The sequence below is a fragment of the Aequorivita sp. Q41 genome, from assembly GCF_039831855.1.
Classification (GTDB): Bacteria; Bacteroidota; Bacteroidia; order Flavobacteriales; family Flavobacteriaceae; genus Aequorivita.
In genome coordinates, this window is the sequence record NZ_JBDPMS010000001.1 from 547604 (window position 1) to 574565 (window position 26962).

A 26962-nucleotide genomic window follows, 5' to 3' on the forward strand; every position below is an offset into this window, starting at 1 on the left:
ATTCTTAAACCAACCTATTCAATGAAAACTAAATTTATTTTATTTCTAGTTTTCTTCGCTTTTATTTTTCAAATACAAGCGCAAGAAAAAACAAAAGCCACGCTTGTAGGCACTGTAGGTTCGATGGTTCATGTTCCATCAATAGCATCTCAGACTAACCTAGCGCCAGCGAGAGTAAAAGAGCGCGTAATGCAAGACGGTAGAGCTTCCAAAAATTTAATTATCCCTGGAAAAGACCCCCAAATTGAAGATGACTATTTCGTAAGAAATCCTGATAAAATGGAGCAAGTTCTTAGCGGGAAAGCCCCCTCTTTAGTTTTTGATGCTGCTGCCTCAAGCTCACAACCTACCGACCCATCATTAGGTGTAGGTCCTAATCATGTGATTGTAGTGTTTAATACAGGATTCCGAATTTTTGATAAAAGTGGAAATCCATTAACGGGACAGGTTAGCCCTAACCCAACAATTTTTCCAAACGGAGGATGTTGTGATCTTACAGTTTCATACGATAACGCAGCTGATAGATTTATATTAACCTTCTTAGGAAGTGGAGCGCAAGTGGCCGTTTCTGACGGCCCTGACCCAATAAATGATGGCTGGTATGTTTACAACATCCCTCAAATTAATGACTATCAAAAACTTTCTGTATGGAGTGATGGGTATTATATGACAGACAATACTACTGCTACCAATAGAATTTATGCCATGGAAAGAACCAAAATGCTTGCGGGTGACGCTTCAGCACAAATAGTTGGCTTCCCTTTACCAGGCATTGTAACAAGTGGCTTTTATAGCCCTCAAGCTTTAAATGTAACAAATGATGATTTACCAGCTGCTGGTGGATTACCAATTATATACTTACAGGATGACGCTTGGAGCGGTGTTACTCAAGATCATGTAAAAATATGGACAGTAGACGTAGACTGGGCCACACCAGGAAACTCTACTATTTCAGCTCCAGTAGAATTAACAACTACTCCTTTTATTTCAGTATTTGACAACGGCAGCTTTGTAAATTTAGCACAGCCAGGTGGCGGTGCTTCAATCGATGCCCTTCAAGCTACTATAATGAATCAAGCGCAATTTAGAAAATTTGGAAGTCACAACTCAGCAGTATTCAACTTTGTGGTTGACACAGATGCAACAGCTGGTGAACTTGCTGGGATAAGATGGTTTGAACTTCGACAAGCTGGCGACGGACAACCCTGGTCAATATACCAAGAAGGAACCTATACTTCCCCAGATGGAAAACACGCTTGGCATGCAAGTATGATGATGGATGTACAAGGAAATATTGGTATGGGTTATACTTCAATGGCTGGACCAACTACCCCAAATCCAACAACTAAAAGAGTAAGTTCATATTACACAGGTCGTTTTGCAAATGACCCCTTAAACACGATGACCATTAGCGAAGAATTAATTGCTGAAGGAAATCAAAATATTCCAGGAACACGTTATGGAGATTATAGTAAAATAGACCTTGATCCAGTAAATGGAAAGGAATTCTGGTTTATAAACGAATACATGAACAGCGGGAGAAAAGATGTTGTTGGTGTTTTCCAAATTGCTCCTAATTTTAATGATGATGTAGGTGTAGTAAGTATAGATGCCCCAGTAACAGGAACACTTTCAAATAGTGAAACCGTTACCGTTACTATTTTTAATTACGGTCAAAATAGTGCCTCAAACATCCCAGTTACCTTTCAAGTGGATGGTGGCCCAGTTATCTCTGAAACATTTACAGGAACAATTGCTTCCGCAGCAACGGCTCAATATACATTTACTGCAACTGCAAATCTTGGCACTGTTGGTCAAACGTATTCAATAACGGCTGAAACAAATATGGTTGGTGACGAAGACACAACAAATGACAGCCGTACAAAATCAGTTACTTATTTACAACCAAACGATATTGGCGTAACCGCTATTTCATCTCCAGTTTCTGGAACTGATTTAACAGCAACTGAAGACATCGTAGTTACAATAAACAATTTTGGTGGTGCTTCACAATCAAATTTTGATGTTTCTTATGATTTAGACGGAACAGTAGTTACTGAAGTAGTTGCAGGACCATTAGCTGGAAACTCATCAACTACCTATACTTTCACTCAAACTGGAGATTTCTCTGCACTTGGAACCTATAATTTAAGCGCTACCACTTCCCTACCGGGAGATAGCGACACTACCAACGATTCAACTTCAGCTGTAATTACAAAACAAAACTGCCAGCCCTTTGGCGACTGTTCGTTTGGTGATGGTTTTAGACTGTTTCAAGTTACAGATATAAACAACTCTTCTGCTTGTGAAGGATATGGTGATTTTACACATCTTATTGCTGGAATGGAGCAAGACTCAACTAACGACTTAACTATTACAACAGGTTATGGCGATCAGTTTATCCGTGTTTGGATTGACTTTAATGACGATTTTATCTTCACAACAGATGAAATCGTAGTCGATAATATTGAAATTGCTTCCGGGCAAGGTAGCGGCACATTTACAATAACAACAGATTTAGTAATTCCAGCAGGTGCAGCACTTGGCCAACATTTAATGCGTGCAAAATCTAACTGGGACGGACCTGTACCAAATGATGCATGTGAAGAAACTGATTTTGGTGAAACTGAAGATTACACCGCGCAGATTGGAACCTTAGGCGTTGACGACAGCATTTTTGACGAAAACGGCCTGACAGTTTTAACATTAGAAAATAATAACTTCGACATTAGCTTAAAAACAAAAAACTATTCAGAGTCTATGACCTTAACAGTTCATAATACGCTAGGACAAAGATTATTATTCACTAAATTAGAGAATAATGGCGATGGCTATAGCTACAAGCTAAACATGAGCTATGTAGCCAAAGGAGTTTATTTGGTTCGCATAGGAAACAAAGAAAACGGAAGAGTAAAACGAATTATCGTGAAATAATCTCGCAATATTTTCCTTTTTTAAAAAACCCAAAGCACTTTATATTGCTTTGGGTTTTTTCATGAAATCAATTGCTGTATTTTTACAAAAAATATAAAATGGCAAAATTTTTAATACTAGGAAGCGGAGAATTAGGCAAAGAATTCATCATTGCAGCTAAACGAATTGGACAAACAGTTATTGCTGTAGACAGCTATGAAAATGCGCCCGCAGCTCAACTTGCAGATTTTTCGGAAGTAATAAACATGCTCGATGGAAAAGCGCTTGATGCTATTGTTGAAAAACACAAACCAGATTATATTGTTCCAGAAATTGAAGCAATCCGCACAGAGCGGTTTTATGAATATGAAAAACAAGGTTATAAGGTAATCCCTTCAGCTAAAGCGGCAAATTTTACAATGAATCGAAAAGCAATTCGCGATTTAGCTGCAAAAGAATTAGGGCTTAAAACAGCTGCATATCGGTACGCAACCTCAGCCGAAAGCTTAAAAAAAGCCGTTGCAGAAATAGGAATCCCCTGTGTTGTAAAACCCCTAATGTCTTCCAGTGGAAAAGGACAAAGCACTATAAAAACTGATGCTGACATTGAAAAAGCCTGGAAGTATTCACAAGAAGGCTCTAGGGGTGATGTTGCAGAAGTAATCGTGGAAGCCTTTATAAATTTCAACTACGAAATAACACTGCTCACTGTAAGCCAGCGCAATGGAAAAACACTTTTTTGCCCCCCAATTGGTCATAGACAAGAACGAGGCGATTATATGGAAAGTTGGCAACCAGCACCTATGAAAAATGACGTTTTGAAAGAAGCTCAACAAATGGCTGAAAAAGTAACCACAGCACTTACTGGCTATGGAATCTGGGGCGTAGAGTTTTTTGTAGCAAATGATGGGGTTTATTTCTCTGAACTTTCACCGCGACCACACGATACCGGCATGGTTACATTAGCTAACACACAAAATTTTAATGAATTTGAGTTACATCTTAGAGCCATACTTGGCCTTCCTATTCCAGAAATAACGCAGGAACGCATCGGAACTAGCGCTGTAATTTTGGCTACAAGCCATGTTGAAAACCCAACTTTTAACGGACTCGAAATACTAGCAGCTTCCCCAAAAACAGATTTTCGGATTTTCGGGAAACACACTGCTAGACCTTACCGACGCATGGGCGTTGTTTTAACCTACGATACTTTGGATGGGAATATTTTAGAAGTAACAGAAAAGGCTAAAAATTTAGCTTCAAAAGTGAAAGTAGTGTAGGCAAGTAAACCGTTATGAACTAAAAAGAGCCAAGACTAAAGAGCAATAACATCAGACACCAATCACTCACCTCTCATTGCTCACCACTAAATTCCATACACCTGCTGAAAGAATAATCAAAAACCCAATCTGCAGAGCAAACACCATTGATGTATATTTGATTTTTTTTTAATTTGGCACTTGGAATTTCTCCTTTACCTATTTCTCCAGAAAAAAGGAGTGAGCAAAATAAGGACTGTAAATAACTCCAATCTCCCAATAAGCATTAAGAAACTAGACCACCATTTTGCTGCATCGGGAAGGCTTGCATAATTATTTACTGGTCCCAGATCACCTAAAGCCGGACCTACATTTCCTAGGGTTGAAGCGGCTCCACCAAGAGCAGTTTTAAAATCCAATCCCAACCATGAAAAAACCAAAGTTCCCACAATAAAAGAAAGCATATAAAGAATAAAGAAGCCCAAAATATTAAAAACAATAGGTTGTGGCACCGCTTTACTATTATACCGAACAGGCAAAATAGCATGTGGATGTAATGTGCGTTTAAACTCCAACACCCCATTTTTTATCATAATCAAGTGTCGCATTACCTTAATACCTCCAGCTGTGGAACCAGCACAACCACCCAAAAACATCATCCCGAAAAAGAAAATAGTTAAAAAGGGGGTCCATAAAGTGTAATCTGCACTCACAAAACCAGTTGTGGTGATAATACTAAGCACTTGAAATAGAGAGTGACGAATAGCACTCTCAAAGGGCCCCCAAACCATTGGATGATTTATAGCCGAAAGTGAAACATTAGCTTCAAAATAAATTAAAAGCGCTGCAATAAGTGTAAGACCAAGTATAAAGAAACTATAAAGCTTAAATTCTTCATCTTGAAATATTTTCTGAAATTTTCTTTTAAAGGCGAAATAACTTAACACAAAATTACTCCCAGCCAAAAACATAAAAAACATTATTATGTATTGAATTATGGGGCTGTCATTCCAGTAAGCAACACTAGCGTTTTTAGTTGAAAAACCACCCGTACTTAAAGTTGCTAGTGAATGGTTTATAGCATCGAAAAAACTCATTCCAGCCAACTTTAATAAAAGGGTTTCCGCTAAAGTATAACCAACATAAATTAGCCATAATCTTTTTGCAGTATCTGTTATTCGCGGGTGTAGCTTATCACCACCTGGGCCTGGTGCTTCTGCTGCAAAAAGCTGCATACCTCCAATACCTAGTAATGGTAAAATTGCTATCGCCAAAACAATTATACCCATTCCACCAATCCAATGTGTGATGCTTCGCCAGAAAAGAACACCTCTAGGCAAAGCTTCAATATCGGTTAAAATAGATGCACCTGTGGTGGTGTAACCACTCATGGTTTCAAAAAAAGCATTAGTGAAATTTGGAATCGCGGCTGTAAAAATATAAGGAAGTGTCCCTATTAAAGCCATAAAAACCCACCCAAAAGCAACAATAATATACCCTTCTCTCTTTTGAATTTCTTTACGATGATTCTTTGTTAAAAGCATAACAACTCCTCCAACACCAAGAGAAACTGCGCCAGCCAGAAGCATTTCGTTTAAAACTCCATCTTTATAATACCAACTTACAATAGCTGATAAAAGCATAAACCCCCCATTAACCATTAAAAGCAGCCCCATTAAATGGCAAATGATCTTAAAATTTAGCTTGGCAAGAGATTTCATTATATAAAGAGTTTTTCAACTTTTCCGATGGATTGCGGAAGACAGCAAACCACGACTCTATCTCCGCTTCTAATTTCAAAATCGCCTAAAGCTATAATACCTTCACCGTTTCTAACGATACCCCCAATAATAGCTGATACAGGAAACCCTAGGTCTTTAATTTTTTTGTTACAAACTTTGGAGTGTGAGGAAACCATAAACTCCAATAATTCGGCATTCATATTGTTTAACTTCGTCATGGCTACAACCTCACCTCGACGCACATAGCGAAAAATATTATTAGCCGCCAGTAATTTTTTATTAATAAGGGTATCGATACCTATGGAATGTGAAAGCTGAAAATAATCCATATTTTCAACCAAAGCAATTGCTTTTTTCACGCCTTTAGATTTTGCAACCAAACACGACATAATATTCGTTTCACTATTTCCCGTTACTGCAATAAAGGCATCCATATCTTCTATAGATTCTTCAGATAATAAATCTACATTTCTACCATCCCCATTAATCACCAAACATCCTGGAATATCGTCTGCAATTTCAAAAGCCTTGTCTTTTATACTTTCTATAAGCTTAACATTGAAACGACTTTTACATAAGTCTTTAGCTGTTTTATAGCCAATTTTACTTCCGCCAAGAATCATAACATTTTTAATTTCCTGTTTACTTTTTCCAGAAAGTTTAAAAATTTGTTCGTCTCCTTTTTCAACGGTTGTAAAATATACTTGATCTCCTTCTTTAAACTGTGTGTCTCCTCTAGGAATTATAGTATACTGCGTTCCAAAACGCTGTAAGGCAATTGGCACAAATTGGAGTTCTGGATAAATTTTAGCTACTTCTTTTACAGATTTCCCTACAAATGCAGATGTTCTTGAAAGGTTGAGTCCAATCATGGTTAAGGCGCCATTTTCAAACTCATAACTTTCATTGAATGCACTCTGACTAAGCAGCAATGCTATTTCGTTTGAAGCTAGAGATTCTGGAGAAATCAATTCATCAATTCCAAATTTTGTAAAACCCACTTCATCTTTTCTATCAATAAATTCGGTGTTGGAAATTCTAGCAATGGTACGTTTTGCACCCAATTGTTTTGCAAGCACACAAACGGTAATATTTGTAGTTTCACTAGAAGTTACCGCAATTAGAAGATCTGTTTCACTTACACGAGAATCTTGTAACACAGAAATAGAGGTAGCATCGCCACGCACTACACGAATATCCAAGTGTGTATCTGCATTTGCCAAAGAGTCGCGATTGGTATCTATTAAAGTAATATTTTGCGATTCAAAGGAAAGCAATTTTGCAAGATGGAAACCAACTTCGCCGGCGCCCGCAATAATAATCTTCATGGAGATTCTATTTTAATTCTTCTAAATATTTTAAGAAATAAATTCTTAATGAGATGCATTCAAAAACATATGCGATGGCAAAGATATAGAAATTAAAGGCACAGAATTGAAAATCATATTTTACAGCCATTTTTTATCAAACTTTGAAACTTTCATAAAGTAGATATCAGCTCTTAAAAAATATGTAGTTTTGCAAATGCAAATTTATGGAAAAGAAAATAACACCTTATAAGGAATCTTCGGACGGAAAAAAGAAACAGGTTGAACAGATGTTTGATACTATTTCTGAAAATTATGATGGGCTAAATCGCTTTATTTCGCTAGGTTCAGATATAAAATGGCGAAAAAAAGTAATAAAAATGGTTGCGGATAAAAACCCAAAAACCATTCTAGACATTGCTACTGGAACCGGAGATTTAGCAATTCAGTTTGCTGAAAATACTACTGCAGAAAAAATTGTAGGTTTAGATCTTTCAGAAGGTATGCTATCTGTAGCTCGAAAAAAAATTTTAGGAAAAGCGATTGCAGAGAAAATAGAATTTGTGCAAGCAGACTCGGAAGCCTTGCCTTTTGAAAACGATACATTTGATGCAATAACTGTTTCTTTTGGGATTCGAAATTTTGAAAACTTAGAAAAAGGACTTTCTGAAATTTTTCGCGTCCTAAAAAAAGGAGGCGTTTTTGTGGTTCTTGAAACTTCAGTACCTACTAAATTTCCATTCAAACAGGGATATTATTTTTATTCAAAAGCTATTTTACCTCTTGTTGGCAAAGTGTTTTCCAAAGATAAAGTGGCTTATACGTACTTAAGTGAAAGTGCTTCTGTTTTTCCTCACGGTGAAAAACTCAACAATATTTTTCGCAAAATTGGGTTTAATGAAGTGATAAATAAACCGCAAACTCTTGGTGTAGCGACAATCTATAAGGCTACAAAATAATATATGAAGAAACTTTTTTTTATTCTGGCCGTTTTATTCATTGGGCATGCTGCAAATGCACAATGGTTTTTTAATAAAGAACGCATTGCCAATCTGGAAAATTTTGACAAGAAACGTTTTTCATGGGGCTACTATTTAGGGTTCAACAGTTACGATTTTAAAATTGATTATATAGACCAATATGCTGATGATAATACCGATATACAAGTAGCACGTTCTGCAGGTTTTAACGTGGGGTTAATTGGCGATATGCGTCTTAATGAATACCTAAACCTTCGTTTGGAACCAGGCTTGTATTTTACCCAAAGAGATCTCACTTTTCCTGGATTTACAGAGCCGAAAGACTATCTACGCGAGGTTAAATCTACGTACATTCACCTTCCTTTATTATTAAAAGTATCAACAAAACGATTGAATAACATAAAACCGTTTGTGGTGGGTGGTGTTTCAACATCTATCAACCTTTCTAGCAATGAAGCGAATCCCGAGGATAATGAGCAAGGAAAATTCCGGATGACAAAAGGAACAAATTATTATGAGCTAGGTTTTGGTATTGATTTTTACCTCTATTATTTCAAATTTACACCTTCCATACGAGGTGTATTTGCGCTAAATGACGAACACGTTCCAGATGATGACCCGAACAGTCCGTGGACCGGAAATATTGATAAAATGGCTACACGAGGTATATTTATAAACTTTACATTTCAGTAAAACGTCTAAATTCACTTAAAAGAATAGCGGTTGCTGTAGCTACATTAAGACTTTCTGTTTTTTTAGTTTCTCCAAAACGCGGAATGGTAATTTTGTGTGTTATTTTTTCAATAATCGCATCCGAAATTCCGTTCGCCTCATTCCCCATAACTATTATTCCATCCGTAGGCAGCTTTTCAGAATAGACATTTCCTCCATCCATAAAGCCACCATAAACAGGCATTTTTGTTTGGTTAAAATATTCAATCAAAGACAAATAATGCACCTGAACACGGGCTAATGAGCCCATTGTGGCTTGTACAACCTTAGGGTTAAAACAATCTGTAGTATCCTCAGAACAGATTAATTGTTTTACGCCAAACCAATCACACAACCGAATAATAGTTCCCAAATTTCCTGGGTCGCGTACCGCATCTAAAACTACAATTAACCCAGAGTCAGTAATTGGTTTTGGTTTTGGTTTTTTAAAAACCGCCAAAGAAGTGTTTGCCGTTTTTAAGAAACTAATTTTTTTTAGCTCGGCTACATTTAGCTGAAAATGATTTTCGGCAGTAATCTGAGAAGCAGCTGTCGAAAAAAAAGAATGAAGTAGTAAACCTTCATTTAGCAATTCAGCAATAACTTTAGGCCCTTCCGCCACAAAAAAACCCGTTTGATCTCGGTACTTTTTTTGTTGAAGACTCGTTATTAACTTTGTTTGACTTTTGCTGACCAAAATATAGTATTTTTGAAGTTGATTAAAATAGCACACTTGACGCACTACATCACAAAAATATCATTAATTATAGTATTAATCAGTTTGTTTTTTTCCTGTAATGCAGTGAAACGCGTTCCCGATGGAAAATATTTACTTACAGAAAACACCATTATTGTTGATAGTATAAAAATTAAAGACGCAGGTGTATATAGCCAGTTAGCACAAAAACCAAACCCTTCTATTCCTGTAATTGGAGTTCCGCTAGGGCTTCATATATACAATCTTGCGGATCCACAACCAGATTCTACCTACTACAAATGGCTTCATAAAAACCCAAAACGTGAAGAAAGACTTATTCGTTTACTTTCAAAAAGGCAAGTGGATCAAATAGACAGTAGTTATGTAGGGTTTAATAAGTGGCTGCAAAAATCTGGAGATGCACCTGTTGTAATAAGCAAGGATAGAATAGCCAAATCGCTTGAACGATTAAAGCGCTGGTATGCTAGCTATGGCTATTTTAATGATGAAGTTTCTTATGAAATTGAACCAAGTGAAAAAAAGAATAAAAGAGCAAAAATTATATATTCCGTAAAAAAAAACACCCCTTATTTTGTAGGAGATTCAATAATTGAAAAAATAAGCTCTCCCGTTGTAGATTCCCTTTTTCAACGCACTAAAAAAAGTTCGTTTATTGTTCCTGGGAAACAATACGCAGCAAATGATTTTGTAAATGAACGCGATAGACTTACTATTCAGCTTCGAAATTCTGGGCTATATCATTTTGAACAAGACTATGTGGGCTTTGAAGCTGATACTGTAAATACAAACCACAAAGCAGATATAACTTACATTATTCCAAACCGAAAAATCACAAAAGGCGATAGTACGTACACCGAACCTTTTAAAGTTCACCACATTAATGAGGTTCGGATTATTACAGATTTTTCATTTGAAAACAAAGACAAACAATTCCAGGATTCATTAAGTTATAAAGGGTACAAGCTTTTCAGCTATGGAAAAATGCGATATCGTCCTAAGGCAATTACCGATGCCATTTCAATTACTCCAGGCAATATTTACAAGGATATTGATAGAACCTTAACGTACAATCAAATTAGTGATCTTCGAATTTTTAAATACCCAAACATTAGTTATACCGAAGTTGCAGCAGATAGCACCAATAACTTATTAAATTCGACCATACTGTTAAGCCCTCAAGATCGTTTTACACTGGGTGTAGATTTTGATTCCTATACTTCAACAATTCAACAATTTGGAATTAGTTTTAGTGGAAATATGATTTTCAGAAATATTTTTCGTGGGGCCGAAATCCTTGAAATTTCTGCCCGCGGAAGTCTTGGCTCCTCAAAAGATGCCGCTGATAGTGACAGTAGTTTTTTTAATATTTCAGAATTTGGCGGCGATGTAAAACTTACTTTTCCACGTATTATTTTTCCTTTAAACACTGAAAAACTTATTCCTAAGTATATGTCGCCAAGCACCGGGATTAGCTTGGGTGCAAGTGCTCAGAACAATATTGGTTTGGATAGGCAAACCGTTAGTGGAATTTATAATTACCGTTGGAAACCTTCAAAAATTTTATCGTATCAACTGGATCTACTAAACCTTCAGTATGTAAAAAATTTAAATACTGGTAATTATTTCAACGTGTATAAAAATTCTTTTGAGCAATTAAATACAATTGCTCAAGATACGGAAGGCAATACTCCAGGAACGATCAATCCAGATTATTATAATTTGGATGAAAGCAATAATTTACAATTACTCATTCCTACTGGTGCTGACGGCTTTATAACAGATGTAAAAAACGGATCGATAGTTCCTTTTCTATCCGATGGCGATGCTACAACAGACGTTAATAATATAGATGAACGCAAAAAAAGGCTAACAGAAGATAATTTAATTTTTGCAACAAACATAACGCGTACGCGTGATACACGTGAAAATATTCAGGACAACAACTTTTCTAGAACACGCTATAAACTAGAATTTGCAGGAAATTTACTTTCTGCTGTTTCCAATCTTGTTGGAGCTCAAAAAAATGAGGATAACAATTACAATGCTCTTGGAGTTGTTTTTTCACAATATGTAAAAGGAGAAGCTGAATACATAAAACACTGGGAATTAAACGGAAATAATGTATTGGCTTTTCGTGCTTTTGGTGGGATTGCTGTGCCGTACGGAAACAGTAAAAGCATCCCGTTTACACGCAGTTATTTTGCCGGTGGCGCCAATGATAATAGAGGTTGGCGAGCATACGACCTCGGGCCTGGTAGTAGCGGAAGCACAGATGAATTTAATGACGCAAACCTAAAAATTGCACTTAATGCAGAATATCGTTTTACTATTTTAGGAGCCTTTAAAGGTGCGTTTTTTGTAGACACAGGAAACATTTGGAATGTACTAGATAATATTGAAAATGAAGCCTCTGTTTTTAATGGAATTACAGATATTAAAGAGCTTGCCGTTGCCTCTGGAATAGGCTTGCGGTATGATTTTGGATTTTTTGTATTTCGTTTCGATGTAGGTTTTAAAACCCATAATCCTGCTAGGCCAGTGGGTGAACGCTGGTTTAAAGACTATAACTTCTCCAAAGCAGTTTACAACATAGGCATCAACTATCCCTTCTAAACCAGTAAAATTTGTTATTTTTGCTACTTTAAATTCAACAAAAGAAACCTTTTTTTGAAAAACTAACTTTAACAATAACAATCAAAAATAGCTATGGGTCATGGAATTAAGCCCGGTGTTGCAACCGGAAAAGAAGTTCAAAAAATTCACCAATACGCCAAAGAGAAAGGCTTTGCTATGCCTGCCGTAAATGTTGTAGGATCGGATAGTGTAAACGCGGTTATGGAAACTGCAGCCGCATTAAACGCTCCTGTAATCATTCAATTCTCTAATGGTGGCGCTTATTTTAATGCAGGGAAAGGACTTTCTAACGAAAATGAAAAAGCTGCAATTGCCGGTGGAATAGCCGGCGCAAAGCATGTGCATGAACTAGCAGAAGTTTATGGGGCTACGGTAATACTTCACACCGACCATTGCGCAAAAAAATTATTACCATGGATTGATGGTTTGTTGGATGCAGGTGAAAAATTCTATAAAGAGAACGGAAAGCCACTTTATAGCTCACATATGATCGACCTTTCTGAAGAGCCTATCGAAGAAAACATTGAAATTTGCAAACGTTATTTAGAACGTATGAGCAAAATAGGAATGACCCTTGAAATAGAACTTGGAATTACTGGCGGGGAAGAAGATGGAGTGGATAATACCGATGTAGATTCCTCAAAATTGTACACTCAACCTGAGGAAGTTGCCTATGCTTACGAAGAGCTTTCAAAAATAAGTGATCAATTTACTATTGCAGCCGCTTTTGGAAATGTTCATGGCGTTTACAAACCTGGAAATGTAAAATTAACTCCGATTATCCTGAAAAATTCACAAGAATACGTTCAGAAAAAATTTAATACAGGTCCAAACCCAATAGATTTTGTTTTTCACGGCGGAAGTGGTTCTACTCTTGAAGAAATACGTGAAGCAATTGGGTATGGCGTAATAAAAATGAATATCGATACAGATATGCAATTTGCATTTACCGAAGGAGTACGTGATTATGTTACCAAAAACATTGACTTCTTAAGAACTCAAATAGGAAATCCAGAAGGCGATGACCTTCCAAATAAAAAATATTACGACCCAAGAAAATGGCTTCGTGAAGGCGAAATCACTTTTAAGAAAAGGCTAGAAAAAGCCTTTAAAGATCTAAATAACGTTAATTCGTTATAAGCCTAAATAGGAAATAAGAAATTAAACAAACAATCGTTTATGCCTTGGTTTAAAAGAACAAAAAAAGGAATACAGACTCCAACTGAAGATAAAAAAGACGTGCCAAAAGGACTTTGGTACAAATCTCCAACCGGAAAAATTATTGATAGCGAAGAGCTTGAAAAAAATTTTTACGTAAGTCCAGAAGATGGATATCATGTACGTATTGGCAGTAAAGAATATTTTGAAATTCTCTTTGACGATAATAAATTTAAAGAATTCGACAAGAACCTTTCGTCTAAAGACCCTTTAAAATTTGAAGACAAAAAAAAATATACAGACCGCTTAAAAGAAGCACAAGAGAAAACCGGATTAAAAGATGCAGTCCGTTGTGCCGTGGGCAAATCGAATGGTTCAGATTTGGTAATTGCGTGTATGGATTTTAGCTTTATTGGAGGCTCCATGGGAAGTGTTGTAGGTGAAAAAATTGCACGGGCAGCAGATTATTCTTTAAAAAAGAAAATTCCGTTACTAATAATTTCTAAAAGTGGTGGGGCTCGTATGATGGAAGCTGCTCTTTCATTGATGCAACTTGCAAAAACAAGTGTAAAACTTGCACAGTTAAGCGAGGCTGGCATTCCATACATTTCATTATGTACAGACCCAACAACAGGGGGAACAACAGCTTCATTTGCAATGCTTGGAGATATAAATATTGGTGAACCTGGTGCGTTAATTGGTTTTGCGGGTCCTCGTGTAGTACGCGATACTACAGGAAAGGAACTTCCTGAAGGTTTTCAAACTGCAGAATTTTTATTAGAACACGGCTTTTTAGATTTTATTACACATCGTAGAGATCTTAAAAGAAAAATTAGTTTATACCTAGACTTAATATTAAACAGACCCCTTTCTGAAAAAACAGTAAAGTCAGCTTAATATTTTCACAAATAAAAACATTGTAAATCAATAACTTTTATTACTTTTGCACCCTTGATTATCAAAATGGTAGTCAGTACATAAAAATCATTTTAACAATATTGGCATGTATTTATCACAAGAAGTAAAAGAAAAAATTTTTGAAAAACACGGTAAGTCAAAGACCGACACTGGTTCTGCAGAAGGACAGATCGCTTTGTTTACACACCGTATCGAGCACTTAACAAAACACTTAAAAGCTAATCACAAGGACTACAACACAGAGCGTTCTTTGGTTATGTTAGTAGGTAAAAGAAGAGCTCTTTTAGATTATCTAACTAAAAAAGATATTCTACGCTACCGTGCTATCGTAAAAGAATTAGGATTACGTAAGTAATATTTTAAAGGGCTCTTTTGAGCCCTTTCTTTTTATTTCCCACAAAAGTGGATTCTTTTAATTCTGAATAATTATTATTTTCAGAACACATAGAAAAGCTACCCTAGGTTTTTCATTGGTCAACCACAACAACACAACAACACACGACTGATATACAGTCGTTGACCATTTTTAACCGTACGCCAATGGCGTACAAAATGAAAAACAAATGATACCTAAAGTATTTAGAGAGGTCATAGACCTTGGTGATGGAAGAGAGATTTCCATCGAAACCGGAAAGTTAGCAAAACAGGCTCACGGCTCTGTCGTTGTTCAATCCGGAAAATGTATGCTACTTTGTACGGTAGTTTCAAACTACAAACAAAGTGATGTAGATTTTCTACCATTAACGGTAGATTATCGCGAAAAATTTGCTGCTTCAGGACGTTATCCTGGGGGTTTCTTTAAGAGAGAAGCTAGACCAAGCGACGGTGAAGTGTTAACCATGCGTCTTGTAGACCGTGTTTTACGCCCACTTTTCCCAAAAGATTATCACGCAGAAACACAAGTAATGATTCAATTGATGAGTCATGATGATGATGTTATGCCTGATGCAATGGCAGGTTTAGCAGCTTCGGCAGCTATTCAACTTTCAGATTTCCCGTTTGAATGTGCTATTTCTGAAGCCCGCGTAGGAAGAATCAATGGCGAATTCGTAATCAACCCTTCAAGAGCACAATTGGAAGAATCTGACATCGATATGGTGATTGGAGCTTCTGCAGATTCTGTAATGATGGTTGAAGGCGAAATGAATGAAATTTCAGAAGAAGAAATGGTGGAAGCCATTAAATTCGCACACGAACACATCAAAAAACAATGTGAGGCACAACTAAGGTTGGCGGAAGCATTTGGCAAAAAAGAAGTACGTGAATATGAAGCGGAACGTGAAGATGAAGATCTGATGAAGAAAATTCACGATATGGCATACGACAAGGTGTATGCTGTAGCAAAAGCTGGTTCTGCAAAACATGAACGAAGCGCTTCTTTTTCGGAAATTAAAGAAGAAATAAAAGCTACTTTTTCTGAAGAAGAATTAGCAGATTTTGGCGCTTTAGTTTCTAAGTATTACAATAAAGCTGAAAAAGCTGCTGTTCGTGACCTTACCTTAAACGAAGGATTACGCTTAGACGGTAGAAAAACGGATGAGATTCGCCCTATATGGTGTGAAGTTGATTATTTACCTTCTACCCATGGGTCTGCAATTTTCACAAGAGGAGAAACACAAGCTTTGGCAACAGTTACTTTGGGAACTTCAAGAGAAGCAAACCAAATTGATATGCCATCATTTGAAGGCGAAGAAACATTCTACCTTCATTACAACTTCCCTCCTTTTTCAACTGGGGAAGCACGCCCAATTAGAGGAACTTCCCGAAGAGAAGTTGGTCACGGAAACTTGGCACAACGCGCATTAAAAGGAATGATTCCTGCAGACTGCCCTTACACAGTTCGTGTGGTTGCAGAAGTATTGGAGTCTAACGGCTCTTCTTCTATGGCAACCGTTTGTAGTGGAACAATGGCGTTGATGGATGCTGGGGTGCAACTTAAAAAACCTGTTTCTGGGATTGCAATGGGATTAATTTCTGATAGCGAAACTGGAAAATACGCTGTCCTTTCAGATATTCTAGGTGATGAAGATCACTTAGGTGATATGGACTTTAAAGTTACAGGAACGGCAGACGGAATCACGGCTTGCCAGATGGATATTAAAGTTAAAGGACTTTCGTATGAAATTTTGGTGAACGCTTTAAAACAAGCTTCAGCAGGTCGTTTACACATCCTTGGAAAATTAGTTGAAACAATTTCAACACCTAACCAAGACGTTAAGCCACACGCTCCAAAAATGGTAACCGTTACTATTCCAAACGAATATATTGGTGCATTAATCGGTCCTGGAGGAAAAGTTATTCAAGAGCTTCAAAAAACAACAAAAACTACTATTGTTATCAATGAAGATCCAGTTACCGAAGAAGGTATCGTGGAAATTCTTGGAACAAATCAAGAAGGAATTGATGCCGTATTAGCGAGAATAGATTCGCTTACATTCAAACCTGAAGTAGGTAGCGCTTATGAAGTAAAAGTGATAAAAATGCTTGACTTCGGTGCTGTCGTTGAGTATGTAGACGCTCCAGGAAATGAGACGTTGCTACACGTTAGTGAACTTGCTTGGGAACGTACCGAAAACGTTACCGATGTAGTAAATATGGGTGATGTGTTTGATGTGAAATTTATTGGTTTCGATCCTAGAACGAAAAAAGATAAAGTTTCAAGAAAAGCACTTTTACCTAAACCAGAAGGATACAAAGAACGACCACCACGCGATGACAACCGTAGCGGTGGGCGTGACAATCGTGGACGCGATAACAACCGTGGTCGTGATAATCGCGATAGAGATAGAAAAAGAGATTAATTTGTTTCTTGAATTTACAAAACGCCTTTCATTGCTGAAAGGCGTTTTTTTATGCCATAATTGCAGGATTTGACTAAAAAACAGAATTTCCCGACACATTAGCAAGGGCTAGGTATTCAAATTAAATTTTAACAAAATTTTAGTGAATCCCGCCCCCCACTTTAGCCATTGCGCTACCACCCTTTTATTTTTTTTAAATGACTCATTTAGAGGCAGATTCATTTTCCAGTACAATACTTGTGGTATATATGCCAAACAAAAAACTAATTATGAAAGTACTAATAATTGGCGCAGGCAATATGGGCTTGGCGTATGCCGAAGGAATGGCAAAATCTCCGTATTTAAATCGTAGAAATTTAATGATTTATGATGTTTCCGCAGAAAAAACATTAGAGTTAAAAGCAATTCCAAATTTTAATGTTTATGACACTATTTCTGAGTGTCTCCCAAAAGCAGATGTCGTTTTTATAGCTGTAAAACCCTACCATAGCGATGAATTATTTAAAACGGTGAAAGAAATGGTAAATGAAAACCAGCTGTTTATATCGATTATGGCTGGAATTAGCATCGGTGCCATCCAAGAAGGCTTAGGCATAAAAAAAGTAATACGCGCAATGCCTAACCTTCCAGCAAAAGTAGGGTTGGGAATGACATCATTTACAGAATCAAAAGAAGTAAGTAAAATTGAATTAATAATGGTTCGCAACCTTCTTGGTACAACTGGAAAAGCAATTCATGTTAAAAACGAAAACTTTATCAATGCCTCAACAGGTATTTCTGGCAGTGGACCAGCGTATGTATTTTATTTTATGCAGTCTATGATGGAAGCAGCATTAAAAATGGGGTTTTCACAAAACGATTCAAAAATTTTGGTCACCCAAACATTTGAAGGTGCCATCGCATTATTTAATGATTCAGACCTTTCACCTCATGCATGGATGGACAGAGTTGCCTCAAAAGGAGGAACAACCCGCGCCGCTTTAGATTCAATGGAAAACAATAATGTAAAAGAATTAATCAAAGAAGCTGCCTATGCAGCATTTGACAGAGCAACAGAACTTGGAAAAAAAATTTAAATACAACTTTAAAATATGGATAGAAAACGAGTGGTTATAAAAGTAGGAACCAACGTTATGACAAATAGTGACAACCGAATTGTAGGACCGATACTAAATGAATTAGTTCGACAAATTGCTGAATTATATGAAAATGGATATATGCCTGTTTTAGTTTCTTCAGGATCTGCAATTGCCGGCAAAGAAGTTTTAGGCGATTGTATCGCTAAAGATGATGCTACACGTAGACAAATTTATTCATCAGTTGGGCAACCCCGAATGATGCGCCATTATTACAGTTTATTTCATGATTACGGAATGCGTTGCGCACAAATTCTAGCTACAAAACGCGATTTTGACCCAGGTAAACACAGAGAAAACATGATAAATTGCTATGAAGGATTGCTCAATGAAGGTATTGTTCCAATTGCAAATGAAGATGATGCTGTATCACTAACACTTTCAATGTTTAGCGATAATGATGAACTAGCCAGTTTGGTTGCAGAACTAATAAATGCAGAGGCTTTGATTATTTTAACAGATACTGATGGCCTATTCACGGGACACCCAGACGATATTAATTCTAGAAAAATTAACGAAGTACACCACGGAGAAAAAGTAGAACAGTATGTTCAAAAATCTAGAAAAGGGGAAGGTGAAGGTCGCGGAGGCATGAAATCGAAATTGAAAATTGCCAAAGAAACTGCGCGAAAAAACATACCTACCTATATAGCCAATGGAAAACAGACTAATGTAATTGTAGATATTTTGAATGGTGAAAAAATTGGTACAAAATTCTACGCATAACCGATAACTTAAAATTGAAGAGAGCTACTATGAAATTGATAAGCACAGAAACAAAAAACAATGTCTTGGATACTATGATTAAAAACATAGACCAGAATAGAACTAACATTTTAGAAGCTAATAAAAAAGACTTGAAAGCTTTTAATAAGGACGATCAAGCATTATACGATCGCTTAGTTTTAGATGATTCTAAAATTGACGGAATGATAAAGGCAATTTCCGAAGTACGCGCACAAGAAGACCCTGTGAGCCAGGAAATATCGAATGTTAAATTAGATAACGGCCTTTCTATAATTAATAAAACTGCTCCTTTTGGCACCATCATGATTATTTATGAGTCAAGGCCAGATGTAACAATAGAGGCTGCCGTATTAGCATTTAAAGCAAATAGCAAAATTTTATTAAAAGGAGGCAAAGAAGCTTCAAACAGCAATAAAGAATTGGTGGCGTGTTGGCACCAATCACTTATAGCTAATGGACTGGAGAAAGATTGGGTACGCATGCTAGAGCTAAACCGAGAAGAAACACAGGTATTTCTTAAAAACCCAGACGAGCAACTGGACCTTATCGTTCCCAGAGGTGGCGAACGGTTAATTAATTTTGTAAAGGAGCATGCTAAATGCGCGGTTTTAATTAGCGGTAGAGGAAATAATTTTATGTATATAGCCGAAGATGCCAATTGGAAAAAAACAATTCAGGTACTTTTAAATGCAAAAACCGATAAAATATCAGGCTGTAATGCCTTAGATAAAGTTTTAATAGATAAAAATCTTCCAAATTTTGAAACCCGACTTCAAGAGTTAAAAACTGTTTTGAAACAAGCGAAAGTAGAAATTTTGGTAGATGAAGATATAAAAAGAGTTCTTTTAGATGAAAAGCCTATTCCGAATAAAGCCACGTGGAGCGAAGAGTTTCTAGCACTTAAAATTGTGCTAGGAAAAGTAGCTGGAATGGATAAAGCTATTTCAAAAATAAATAAGTATAGCGGGGGTCATTCTAGCGTAATACTTACTGAAAGCCCTGAAAAAGCTCAGCACTTTATGGAAAATGTAGATAGCGCTGCCGTATACCATAATGCTTCGACCCGTTTTACAGATGGCGGCCAAATGGGTGTTGGTGCAGAACTTGCTATTAGCACAGACAAATTACACCACCGTGGCCCTTTAGGCTTAAAACAACTTGTTACCAATAAATATTATGTATTTGGCAATGGCCAGGTTAGAGTTTAAATAAAAAATCTAGAATTCTAAAAACGTTTTTAATCCCATACTTTTAGGATTTAAAAACGTTTTTTTGTTTTCACGCAACCTTCTAAAATTTTTCAGACTATAGGGTATAAACTAAATTGAAAACATGAAAAATATTTGGATAATACCGCTTCTACTTATGTTCGCATTTTTCATTTCATGTGAAAATGAACCTCTTGGCAAAATTGACTCTTCAAAAGTTATTCAAGTAAATTCTGAGCTTTTTAATTTATTACAACGAGCTGCAGGAAATGATTTTGAAAATGAAATTACATGTATTGATTTTAATTACCCATTCACATTGGTTGTTTATAATGAAAACATGGATGTTTTCGGCTACCAAAATATAAATAGCGATATAGAATTCAGTGAGTTTTTAGCTACTTTGGAAGAAGGAAAATCCATTAGCTTAAGTTATCCAATAACCAGTATTTTACAAAATGGACAACCATATGCTATCAACACTAATAAAGAATTAAAAGAAGCAATAGACATGTGCTTAAAGGCAGATACTATTACAACTTGCAACAACATTCTTACAGAAACCGCTTGTATCTGGAAGGTAAATCATTTAGACGGACCAAATACTAAATATAACGACTCTTATTTTGAAGTTAGCAATTACGGAAACGCAGGCTTCTATTTTCAGGCAAACTCCTTTGGTGGAACCTGGGTTTCCTATTTTATAGAAAACGAATTACACCTTAACATATTTTTAGTTGGAGAAGAGGAAATCAGCGATGACTGGAATTTTGACTGGAAAGTGATTCTTTTTGATGAAACACAAATGGAAATCACCAATGGAATAGATACCTATCGCCTATTAAAAGACTGCCAACAACCTTGTGTAAAATTTCTATTTGAAGAATGTGAAAACGAGTCAGGGTCTCAACGAGCAATATTTGACTTAGAAAGTTATTTTGAATGCTTTTTCCCGCTTACAGGAATAGATAATCCAGAAACAGTAGTTGCAAGCTATTATGAAACCTATGAAAATATGCTTTCTGGCACAAACCCCATTACAATCTTACACTATGAGAACAGTACAAATCCTCAAATTATTTATATTAGATTTGATGATATAAATACAGGGATGTTTGTTAGCTCAGTACCTATAATTTTAAAAGCTATTAATTGTTAATTTATAAGTCATGAAAAAATATCACCTAAAATCTTTCCTCAATTTATTAATGGTAGTTTTGTTATTTACTGCTTGTAGCAAGAATGACGATACTCCCAAAGAAGATCTTCTATTAGAAATTGGTCAAGAATATCAAGGAGGAATAATATTCTACTTGGACGACACCAAGGAACATGGATTAATTGCATATAAGTCCGATCTTGCAGATGCGCCTTGGGGATGTTTCAACCAACCAAACCCAGTGCCTCCAACAGCTCCAATTGCACAAAATGATGGTATCGGCTTTGGCAAACAAAACACACTCGCTATCGTTAACTTTTGTGACGAACCTAATATTGCAGCAAGACTTGCCTATATGTTAGATGGAAATGGATATACTGATTGGTATCTGCCTTCAATTGATGAATTGGCATTGATTTATGAATATAGAGATTTGATAGGTGGCTTTCCAGATTTGAACAATGATCCAAATGTAGAGCATATCATTTACGCAAGTTCATCAGAAGGCTGGGGTACAAAAGATGGAAATGGAGGTTTTTTATATTTAAATTATCAAGTGTATGAATTTTCAGTTACTACTGTAATTCCAGATTCAAGAAAATTATTTACAGGAAAAGATAATGCTGTGAAAGTTAGACCAGTCAGATCATTTTAAAAAATACCCAAAACGTATTTGAAAATAGAGGAATTAATAAAGCAGTGTACAAAAAACAATCGGATAGCTCAAAACGAGTTGTTCCGGAGGTATAAAGACACCCTATATTTTACTTCTTTAAAGTATTGCCGAAATGAAGTTGATGCCGAAGACAACCTACATGATGCGTTTATTGCAATTTTTCAAAAAATAAAGACCTACAAAAACAAGGGTTCTTTTGAAGGTTGGATGAAACGGATAACCATTTATAAGGCTATTGATAAATACAAGACTAAAAAACATACAAATATCGAACTCAAAGATGATATTCTTGAGGAAGTTGTTGTTTTTGAAGAAGAACCAAATCTATCTCTTGACCAACTTTTAAAATTAATTCAGGAATTACCAGACCAATATAGACTTGTTTTCAATCTATATCAAATGGACGGTTTTTCACATAAAGAAATCGCTTCAGCTTTAAATATTTCTGAAGGAACTTCAAAGTCAAATTACCACCGTGCAAAGCTAACTTTACGCGATAAAGTGATTGAAATAAAAAAATCACTTAAACCAAAAGAAGATTAAAATGGGACAAAAGAAAGATATAGGAACACTGTTTAAAGACAAGCTGAATGACGGAAAAAAAGCTCCCACTGAAAGCCTTTGGAAAAAAGTAAATACAACACTCGACAAAGAAAAAAACAGAAAAAAAAGAATCTTTTTTTATTGGTTTACAGGAGTCAGCCTTTTTCTTTTGTTAGGAATAGCATTCCTTTATAGGAATGGATATTTCAAAAATACAATTTCAGAAAACCAGCTTCAAAACAACAGTAAAATTGAACAATCTACAACTCCTGCAAATGTAGTGACTCGTGAACAACTTTTTAAAATTTCAAAAAAAGATTCAACGATAGTTAAAAGTGAAATTAAAGAAAAAATAGTATTGGCAGAAACAACACCTCAAACTTCTAAACAAACCAAACTTATAGAAACTGATTCTAAAACAAAAAATAACTCTTCAAAAAATAGCATTATTGATGAAACAACTATTGTTTCAAGAAAGTACTATTATTATAGTAGCAATGATGGCAAACAATTGGTAACGGATAGTAAAGAAAAAATTGACAGTTTGCTTTCAGGGAAAATTAAAAATACCGACACTTTAAATGTAAAAAAAATTGACAGTCTTAATCAGTAACTATTTCATTCATAGGCAAAAGGTAGTTTTACATTAAAAAGCCTAACTGTTTTGTAACCTTTTTTAGGTTTCTTACGTATAATCCAGTACACAAGTTTAAACCTTAACTTACAGGACAAACCTTAAATGAGACAACTTAAAATTACAAAGCAGGTAACCAACAGGGAAACTGCTTCATTAGATAAGTACCTTCAAGAAATTGGAAAAGTTGACTTAATCACCGCAGACGAAGAAGTAGAATTGGCGCAACGCATCAAGGCGGGAGACCAACGCGCTTTAGAAAAATTAACCAAAGCAAACCTACGTTTCGTTGTTTCGGTGGCTAAGCAATACCAAAACCAGGGACTAACACTTCCAGACCTTATTAACGAAGGAAACCTTGGACTTATAAAAGCCGCACAACGTTTTGACGAAACACGTGGTTTTAAATTTATTTCGTACGCTGTTTGGTGGATTCGCCAGTCTATTCTTCAAGCACTTGCTGAACAATCACGTATTGTTAGATTGCCGCTAAATAAAATTGGAAGCATCAACAAGATAAATAAAATGTACGCTTATCTTGAACAAGCGAACGAGCGTCCACCTTCTGCAGAAGAAATTGCAAAAGAATTAGACATGACTATAAACGACGTAAAAGAGTCTATGAAAAACTCTGGGCGTCACGTTTCAATGGATGCTCCATTAGTGGAAGGTGAAGATAGTAACCTATACGATGTACTACGAAGCGGCGAAAGCCCAAATCCAGACCGTTCTTTGCTTCACGAATCACTTCGTACAGAAATTGAGCGTGCTTTAGAAACATTAACACCTAGAGAAGCAGACGTTATTCGTTTATATTTTGGCCTGGGAGATCAGCATCCAATGACATTAGAAGAAATAGGTGAAACCTTTGATCTTACTCGTGAGCGTGTTCGCCAGATTAAGGAAAAAGCTATTCGAAGACTAAAACACACTTCAAGAAGTAAAATATTAATGACATATTTGGGATAACATTTTCACTACACAACAACCTAAAATGAATCATTGTGTAGTGTAAGTAAAGGTGATAATCCCTAAAGGCAACTTACAGTATCAGTTTCTCAGCTTGTCTGAGAAAATACTGTTCGTTTTTTGATTGATGAATGAACCCTCGGCTGATTACCGAGGGTTTTTCATTGTATAAAACTCAATACCCCATCAATAATTCCTATTTTTGTAAAAACTTTTAAAAATGAGCCACACCCTAATTGCACCCTCCGTACTAGCAGCCGATTTTGCAAACCTTCAACGCGATATTGAAATGGTTAATAATAGTGAAGCCGATTGGTTTCATATTGACGTAATGGACGGCGTATTTGTTCCAAATATATCATTTGGAATGCCAGTTATAAAAAGTATTGCTACCCATGCAAAAAAAACCTTGGATGTACATTTAATGATTATTGACCCAGACCGCTATATAAAAACTTTTGCAGATTTGGGCGCAAACATTCTTACAGTTCATTATGAAGCTTGCACACACCTTCATCGCACACTACAAGCAATAAAAGCAGAAGGAATGCAAGCAGGCGTTGCCCTAAATCCACACACCAATGTTTCCCTACTAGAAGACACTATCAATGATATTGATTTGGTGTGCATAATGAGTGTAAATCCAGGTTTTGGCGGACAAAGTTTTATTGAAAACACTTATAATAAAGTCGCTCAACTTCGAAAAATGATTGAAGAAAAAGCTGCAAATACTAAAATTGAAATTGACGGTGGAGTAACTGATAAAAATGCAAAGCAACTAGTAGACGCAGGTGCAGATGTGCTTGTTGCAGGAAGCTATGTTTTTGGAGCTACAAACCCTACAGAAACCATTCAAGGGCTAAAAAAAATTGTGCAATAAATCTACATGGTTAGTAATTCAATAGAAAAATTGCTCGATGTATTAATTATTGGCGCAGGTCCGATAGGGCTTGCTTGTGCTTTGGAATGCAAAAAAAAAGGGTTGAATTATCGTGTTGTTGAAAAAGGAACGCTCACCAACTCACTATACAACTACCCCTTGAATATGACTTTTTTTTCTACTTCAGAAAAACTGGAAATAGATGAAATTCCCTTTATTAGCAACAACCCAAAACCTACCAGAAACGAAGCACTTGAGTATTATAGACGTGTCGCAACTTCAAACAAACTTCACATTAATCTTTATGAAAAGATACGTTCAATTGAAAAAAATGGAACTTTTTTTAAAGTAGTATCTAATAAAAAAGCATATAAAGCCAAGAACCTCATTGTAAGTACTGGCTTTTATGACATTCCTAAAATGCTTTCTGTTCCAGGGGAAAACCTACCAAAAGTAATGCATTATTACAAAGAAGCACATCCGTTTGTAATGCAGCAAGTACTAGTTGTTGGTGCAAGCAATTCGTCTGTAGATGCAGCACTAGAAATTTGGCGAAAAGGCGGTGATGTAACAATGATAGTCCGGGGGGCTGAAATTGGAGAACGTGTAAAATATTGGGTAAAACCAGATATTGAAAACAGAATAAAAGAAGGCAGTATCAAAGCATATTTTAATTCAGAAATAATTAAAATTACTGAAACCGAAGTTTTAATAAAAACCCCAAATGGCGAAAAAACTTTAAAGAATGATTTTGTAATAGCACTAACAGGCTATCAGCCAGATTTTGAGTTTATTAAAAATCTAGGGGTTCATATTTCTAAAGATGGAATGCAATTTCCACATTATAATCCGGAAACTATGGAAACAAATATTAAGGGATTATACCTGGCAGGTGTTATTTGTGGTGGCTTGGAAACCCATAAATGGTTTATTGAAAATTCACGAATACACGCAAAGATTATCGCTAAACATATTGCAGAGTCTTAATAGCCTATAAAGTTGAAGTTAAGAAGCTTCTTAGTATGGTCATATAATTTCGGAAAAATCTCTTTAAAGTCTTTTGGCGACTCAAAGAAATACTCTGCCAGCACAGCCATAAATTCATATTGATTTGTAAAGGCATAGGCACGAAAATATTTGGTTTTATCCAATTGGTCTTTCACCTCTTGCTTTGCAATTTGTTTTAAAATATTATGAAATTGTTTTTTAAAACGTATTGAATCAGCATCAGTACTATGTTTTGTTTCCAATTGCATAGCGTGCATAAATTCATGAATTCCTACATTTAAGTTATCATCGACAATTTTAAAACCTTCTTCAAAATCTTTCCAAGAAAGCACTAAAGCCTTTTGTCTTGGATTAAATTCCCCTTTGTGATAAGTATTATTAACCTGGCTATAAAACTCCTTAGGATACACTAAAATATAATCTATCAATGTGTAGGTATAATTCTTTCTTCCGAAACTAAGCATACAAGCAATTGAAGCAATTAAAACCTGTACTTTATCTGTAATTTCTAAACCCTCTCTCCCCACGAAGTTTTTGGCAGCAAGAAAGTGAGCTACTCTATGTTCAAACTCTCTTTTATGTTTAGGAGAAAGTTTTTTATAGAACCCAAATTCATTTTCAAGAATTCTTTTCTGAGAAGTTGATAGTTTTTTGTAAACTAAATAATGCCGAAAAAGCGGTTTGTTAAATAAAGAGGCATAGCTATTTTCAAAAAAACGGAATAAAAACAAGCAAATCCCTAAAATTACAATTCCATAGGCATAGGGAGCAAGCCATGGGGCATAGGGTTCAGGTTGAAGGTTTATAAACATACTGTATTGAAAGATCTAGTTAGTATAAGGTTCTTGAAATCAAATATTT

At 35.9% G+C, this 26962-nt stretch carries 23 protein-coding genes; 19 read left to right on the forward strand and 4 right to left on the reverse strand.

All coding sequences use genetic code 11. The annotated features are described in order from the left end of the window. Positions 1-21: 21 nt before the first annotated feature. On the forward strand, positions 22-2934 hold the full coding sequence (locus ABJ955_RS02545; protein WP_347373035.1) for a GEVED domain-containing protein: 2913 nt from the start codon (positions 22-24) through the stop codon (positions 2932-2934). Positions 2935-3032: 98 nt separating this feature from the next. Further along, positions 3033-4193, forward strand: coding sequence for a formate-dependent phosphoribosylglycinamide formyltransferase (purT, locus tag ABJ955_RS02550; protein ID WP_347373036.1), 1161 nt, complete (start codon positions 3033-3035; stop codon positions 4191-4193). A 194-nt stretch (positions 4194-4387) separates the two neighbouring features. On the opposite strand, the gene ABJ955_RS02555 is transcribed toward purT, so the two are convergent. Both ABJ955_RS02555 and trkA read right to left on the reverse strand, forming a co-directional pair. Continuing rightward, a complete protein-coding gene (locus ABJ955_RS02555) occupies positions 4388-5893 on the reverse strand; it encodes a TrkH family potassium uptake protein (protein ID WP_347373037.1) in 1506 nt (501 codons plus the stop codon). Next, positions 5893-7242 (reverse strand): Trk system potassium transporter TrkA, encoded by a 1350-nt coding sequence (gene trkA, locus ABJ955_RS02560; RefSeq protein WP_347373038.1) that lies wholly within the window; start codon positions 7240-7242, stop codon positions 5893-5895. The genes ABJ955_RS02555 and trkA overlap by 1 nt, the downstream gene beginning before the upstream one ends. 206 nt (positions 7243-7448) lie before the next feature. Between trkA and ubiE the strand changes: the two genes are divergently transcribed. Beyond that, positions 7449-8180, forward strand: coding sequence for a bifunctional demethylmenaquinone methyltransferase/2-methoxy-6-polyprenyl-1,4-benzoquinol methylase UbiE (gene ubiE, locus ABJ955_RS02565; RefSeq protein WP_347373039.1), 732 nt, complete (start codon positions 7449-7451; stop codon positions 8178-8180). 3 nt (positions 8181-8183) lie between these two features. After that, positions 8184-8894, forward strand: coding sequence for a porin family protein (locus tag ABJ955_RS02570; RefSeq protein ID WP_347373040.1), 711 nt, complete (start codon positions 8184-8186; stop codon positions 8892-8894). Here the strand turns inward: ABJ955_RS02570 and ABJ955_RS02575 are convergent. Then, positions 8881-9609 (reverse strand): RNA methyltransferase, encoded by a 729-nt coding sequence (locus ABJ955_RS02575; RefSeq protein ID WP_347373041.1) that lies wholly within the window; start codon positions 9607-9609, stop codon positions 8881-8883. The genes ABJ955_RS02570 and ABJ955_RS02575 overlap by 14 nt on opposite strands. Before the next feature lie 36 nt (positions 9610-9645). Between ABJ955_RS02575 and ABJ955_RS02580 the strand changes: the two genes are divergently transcribed. From ABJ955_RS02580 to ABJ955_RS02650, 15 genes are all read left to right on the forward strand, one after another. Next, positions 9646-12243 carry a BamA/TamA family outer membrane protein gene (locus ABJ955_RS02580; protein WP_347373042.1) on the forward strand — a complete coding sequence of 866 codons (2598 nt, stop codon included), beginning with the start codon at positions 9646-9648 and terminating at the stop codon, positions 12241-12243. 93 nt (positions 12244-12336) lie between these two features. Further along, positions 12337-13404 carry a class II fructose-bisphosphate aldolase gene (fbaA, locus tag ABJ955_RS02585; protein ID WP_347373043.1) on the forward strand — a complete coding sequence of 356 codons (1068 nt, stop codon included), beginning with the start codon at positions 12337-12339 and terminating at the stop codon, positions 13402-13404. Between the two features lie 39 nt (positions 13405-13443). Continuing rightward, positions 13444-14319, forward strand: coding sequence for an acetyl-CoA carboxylase, carboxyltransferase subunit beta (accD, locus tag ABJ955_RS02590; RefSeq protein ID WP_347373044.1), 876 nt, complete (start codon positions 13444-13446; stop codon positions 14317-14319). 106 nt (positions 14320-14425) lie between these two features. Further along, positions 14426-14695, forward strand: coding sequence for a 30S ribosomal protein S15 (gene rpsO, locus ABJ955_RS02595; RefSeq protein WP_290254613.1), 270 nt, complete (start codon positions 14426-14428; stop codon positions 14693-14695). A 208-nt stretch (positions 14696-14903) separates the two neighbouring features. Next, complete coding sequence (locus tag ABJ955_RS02600; protein WP_347373045.1) at positions 14904-17141, forward strand: polyribonucleotide nucleotidyltransferase; 2238 nt, start codon at positions 14904-14906, stop codon at positions 17139-17141. A 269-nt stretch (positions 17142-17410) separates the two neighbouring features. Next, complete coding sequence (gene proC, locus ABJ955_RS02605; protein ID WP_347373046.1) at positions 17411-18217, forward strand: pyrroline-5-carboxylate reductase; 807 nt, start codon at positions 17411-17413, stop codon at positions 18215-18217. Between the two features lie 15 nt (positions 18218-18232). Then, positions 18233-19003, forward strand: coding sequence for a glutamate 5-kinase (gene proB, locus ABJ955_RS02610; protein ID WP_347373047.1), 771 nt, complete (start codon positions 18233-18235; stop codon positions 19001-19003). 29 nt (positions 19004-19032) lie between these two features. Further along, a complete protein-coding gene (locus tag ABJ955_RS02615) occupies positions 19033-20232 on the forward strand; it encodes a glutamate-5-semialdehyde dehydrogenase (protein WP_347373048.1) in 1200 nt (399 codons plus the stop codon). A 157-nt stretch (positions 20233-20389) separates the two neighbouring features. Next, complete coding sequence (locus ABJ955_RS02620; protein ID WP_347373049.1) at positions 20390-21391, forward strand: hypothetical protein; 1002 nt, start codon at positions 20390-20392, stop codon at positions 21389-21391. A gap of 49 nt (positions 21392-21440) precedes the next feature. Beyond that, on the forward strand, positions 21441-22046 hold the full coding sequence (locus ABJ955_RS02625) for a hypothetical protein (protein WP_347373050.1): 606 nt from the start codon (positions 21441-21443) through the stop codon (positions 22044-22046). Between the two features lie 18 nt (positions 22047-22064). After that, a complete protein-coding gene (locus ABJ955_RS02630; RefSeq protein ID WP_347373051.1) occupies positions 22065-22610 on the forward strand; it encodes an RNA polymerase sigma factor in 546 nt (181 codons plus the stop codon). 1 nt (position 22611) lies between these two features. Continuing rightward, entirely contained in the window at positions 22612-23223 is a 612-nt protein-coding gene (locus ABJ955_RS02635) for a hypothetical protein (protein ID WP_347373052.1), read from the forward strand. Positions 23224-23349: 126 nt separating this feature from the next. Further along, on the forward strand, positions 23350-24213 hold the full coding sequence (locus ABJ955_RS02640; protein ID WP_045080767.1) for a sigma-70 family RNA polymerase sigma factor: 864 nt from the start codon (positions 23350-23352) through the stop codon (positions 24211-24213). 220 nt (positions 24214-24433) lie between these two features. Further along, on the forward strand, positions 24434-25093 hold the full coding sequence (gene rpe / locus ABJ955_RS02645; protein WP_347373053.1) for a ribulose-phosphate 3-epimerase: 660 nt from the start codon (positions 24434-24436) through the stop codon (positions 25091-25093). 6 nt (positions 25094-25099) lie between these two features. Next, entirely contained in the window at positions 25100-26080 is a 981-nt protein-coding gene (locus ABJ955_RS02650; RefSeq protein ID WP_347373054.1) for a YpdA family putative bacillithiol disulfide reductase, read from the forward strand. On the opposite strand, the gene ABJ955_RS02655 is transcribed toward ABJ955_RS02650, so the two are convergent. Beyond that, positions 26077-26913 (reverse strand): zinc-dependent peptidase, encoded by an 837-nt coding sequence (locus tag ABJ955_RS02655; protein ID WP_347373055.1) that lies wholly within the window; start codon positions 26911-26913, stop codon positions 26077-26079. The genes ABJ955_RS02650 and ABJ955_RS02655 overlap by 4 nt on opposite strands. Between the last annotated feature and the right edge of the window lie 49 nt (positions 26914-26962).

Excerpts from the sequence above, each read along its gene's own strand:
- ABJ955_RS02620 (WP_347373049.1), top strand. The coding sequence starts at position 20,390 with ATGTTCGCATTTTTCATTTCATGTGAAAATGAACCTCTTGGCAAAATT.
- ABJ955_RS02625 (WP_347373050.1), top strand. The coding sequence starts at position 21,441 with ATGGTAGTTTTGTTATTTACTGCTTGTAGCAAGAATGACGATACTCCC.
- ABJ955_RS02650 (WP_347373054.1), top strand. The coding sequence starts at position 25,100 with ATGGTTAGTAATTCAATAGAAAAATTGCTCGATGTATTAATTATTGGC.
- ABJ955_RS02600 (WP_347373045.1), top strand. The coding sequence starts at position 14,904 with ATGATACCTAAAGTATTTAGAGAGGTCATAGACCTTGGTGATGGAAGA.
- ABJ955_RS02640 (WP_045080767.1), top strand. The coding sequence starts at position 23,350 with ATGAGACAACTTAAAATTACAAAGCAGGTAACCAACAGGGAAACTGCT.
- proB (WP_347373047.1), top strand. The coding sequence starts at position 18,233 with ATGGATAGAAAACGAGTGGTTATAAAAGTAGGAACCAACGTTATGACA.
- ubiE (WP_347373039.1), top strand. The coding sequence starts at position 7,449 with ATGGAAAAGAAAATAACACCTTATAAGGAATCTTCGGACGGAAAAAAG.
- ABJ955_RS02655 (WP_347373055.1), bottom strand. The coding sequence starts at position 26,913 with ATGTTTATAAACCTTCAACCTGAACCCTATGCCCCATGGCTTGCTCCC.
- trkA (WP_347373038.1), bottom strand. The coding sequence starts at position 7,242 with ATGAAGATTATTATTGCGGGCGCCGGCGAAGTTGGTTTCCATCTTGCA.
- fbaA (WP_347373043.1), top strand. The coding sequence starts at position 12,337 with ATGGGTCATGGAATTAAGCCCGGTGTTGCAACCGGAAAAGAAGTTCAA.
- ABJ955_RS02570 (WP_347373040.1), top strand. The coding sequence starts at position 8,184 with ATGAAGAAACTTTTTTTTATTCTGGCCGTTTTATTCATTGGGCATGCT.
- ABJ955_RS02545 (WP_347373035.1), top strand. The coding sequence starts at position 22 with ATGAAAACTAAATTTATTTTATTTCTAGTTTTCTTCGCTTTTATTTTT.
- rpsO (WP_290254613.1), top strand. The coding sequence starts at position 14,426 with ATGTATTTATCACAAGAAGTAAAAGAAAAAATTTTTGAAAAACACGGT.
- rpe (WP_347373053.1), top strand. The coding sequence starts at position 24,434 with ATGAGCCACACCCTAATTGCACCCTCCGTACTAGCAGCCGATTTTGCA.
- proC (WP_347373046.1), top strand. The coding sequence starts at position 17,411 with ATGAAAGTACTAATAATTGGCGCAGGCAATATGGGCTTGGCGTATGCC.
- accD (WP_347373044.1), top strand. The coding sequence starts at position 13,444 with ATGCCTTGGTTTAAAAGAACAAAAAAAGGAATACAGACTCCAACTGAA.
- ABJ955_RS02555 (WP_347373037.1), bottom strand. The coding sequence starts at position 5,893 with ATGAAATCTCTTGCCAAGCTAAATTTTAAGATCATTTGCCATTTAATG.
- ABJ955_RS02615 (WP_347373048.1), top strand. The coding sequence starts at position 19,033 with ATGAAATTGATAAGCACAGAAACAAAAAACAATGTCTTGGATACTATG.
- purT (WP_347373036.1), top strand. The coding sequence starts at position 3,033 with ATGGCAAAATTTTTAATACTAGGAAGCGGAGAATTAGGCAAAGAATTC.
- ABJ955_RS02635 (WP_347373052.1), top strand. The coding sequence starts at position 22,612 with ATGGGACAAAAGAAAGATATAGGAACACTGTTTAAAGACAAGCTGAAT.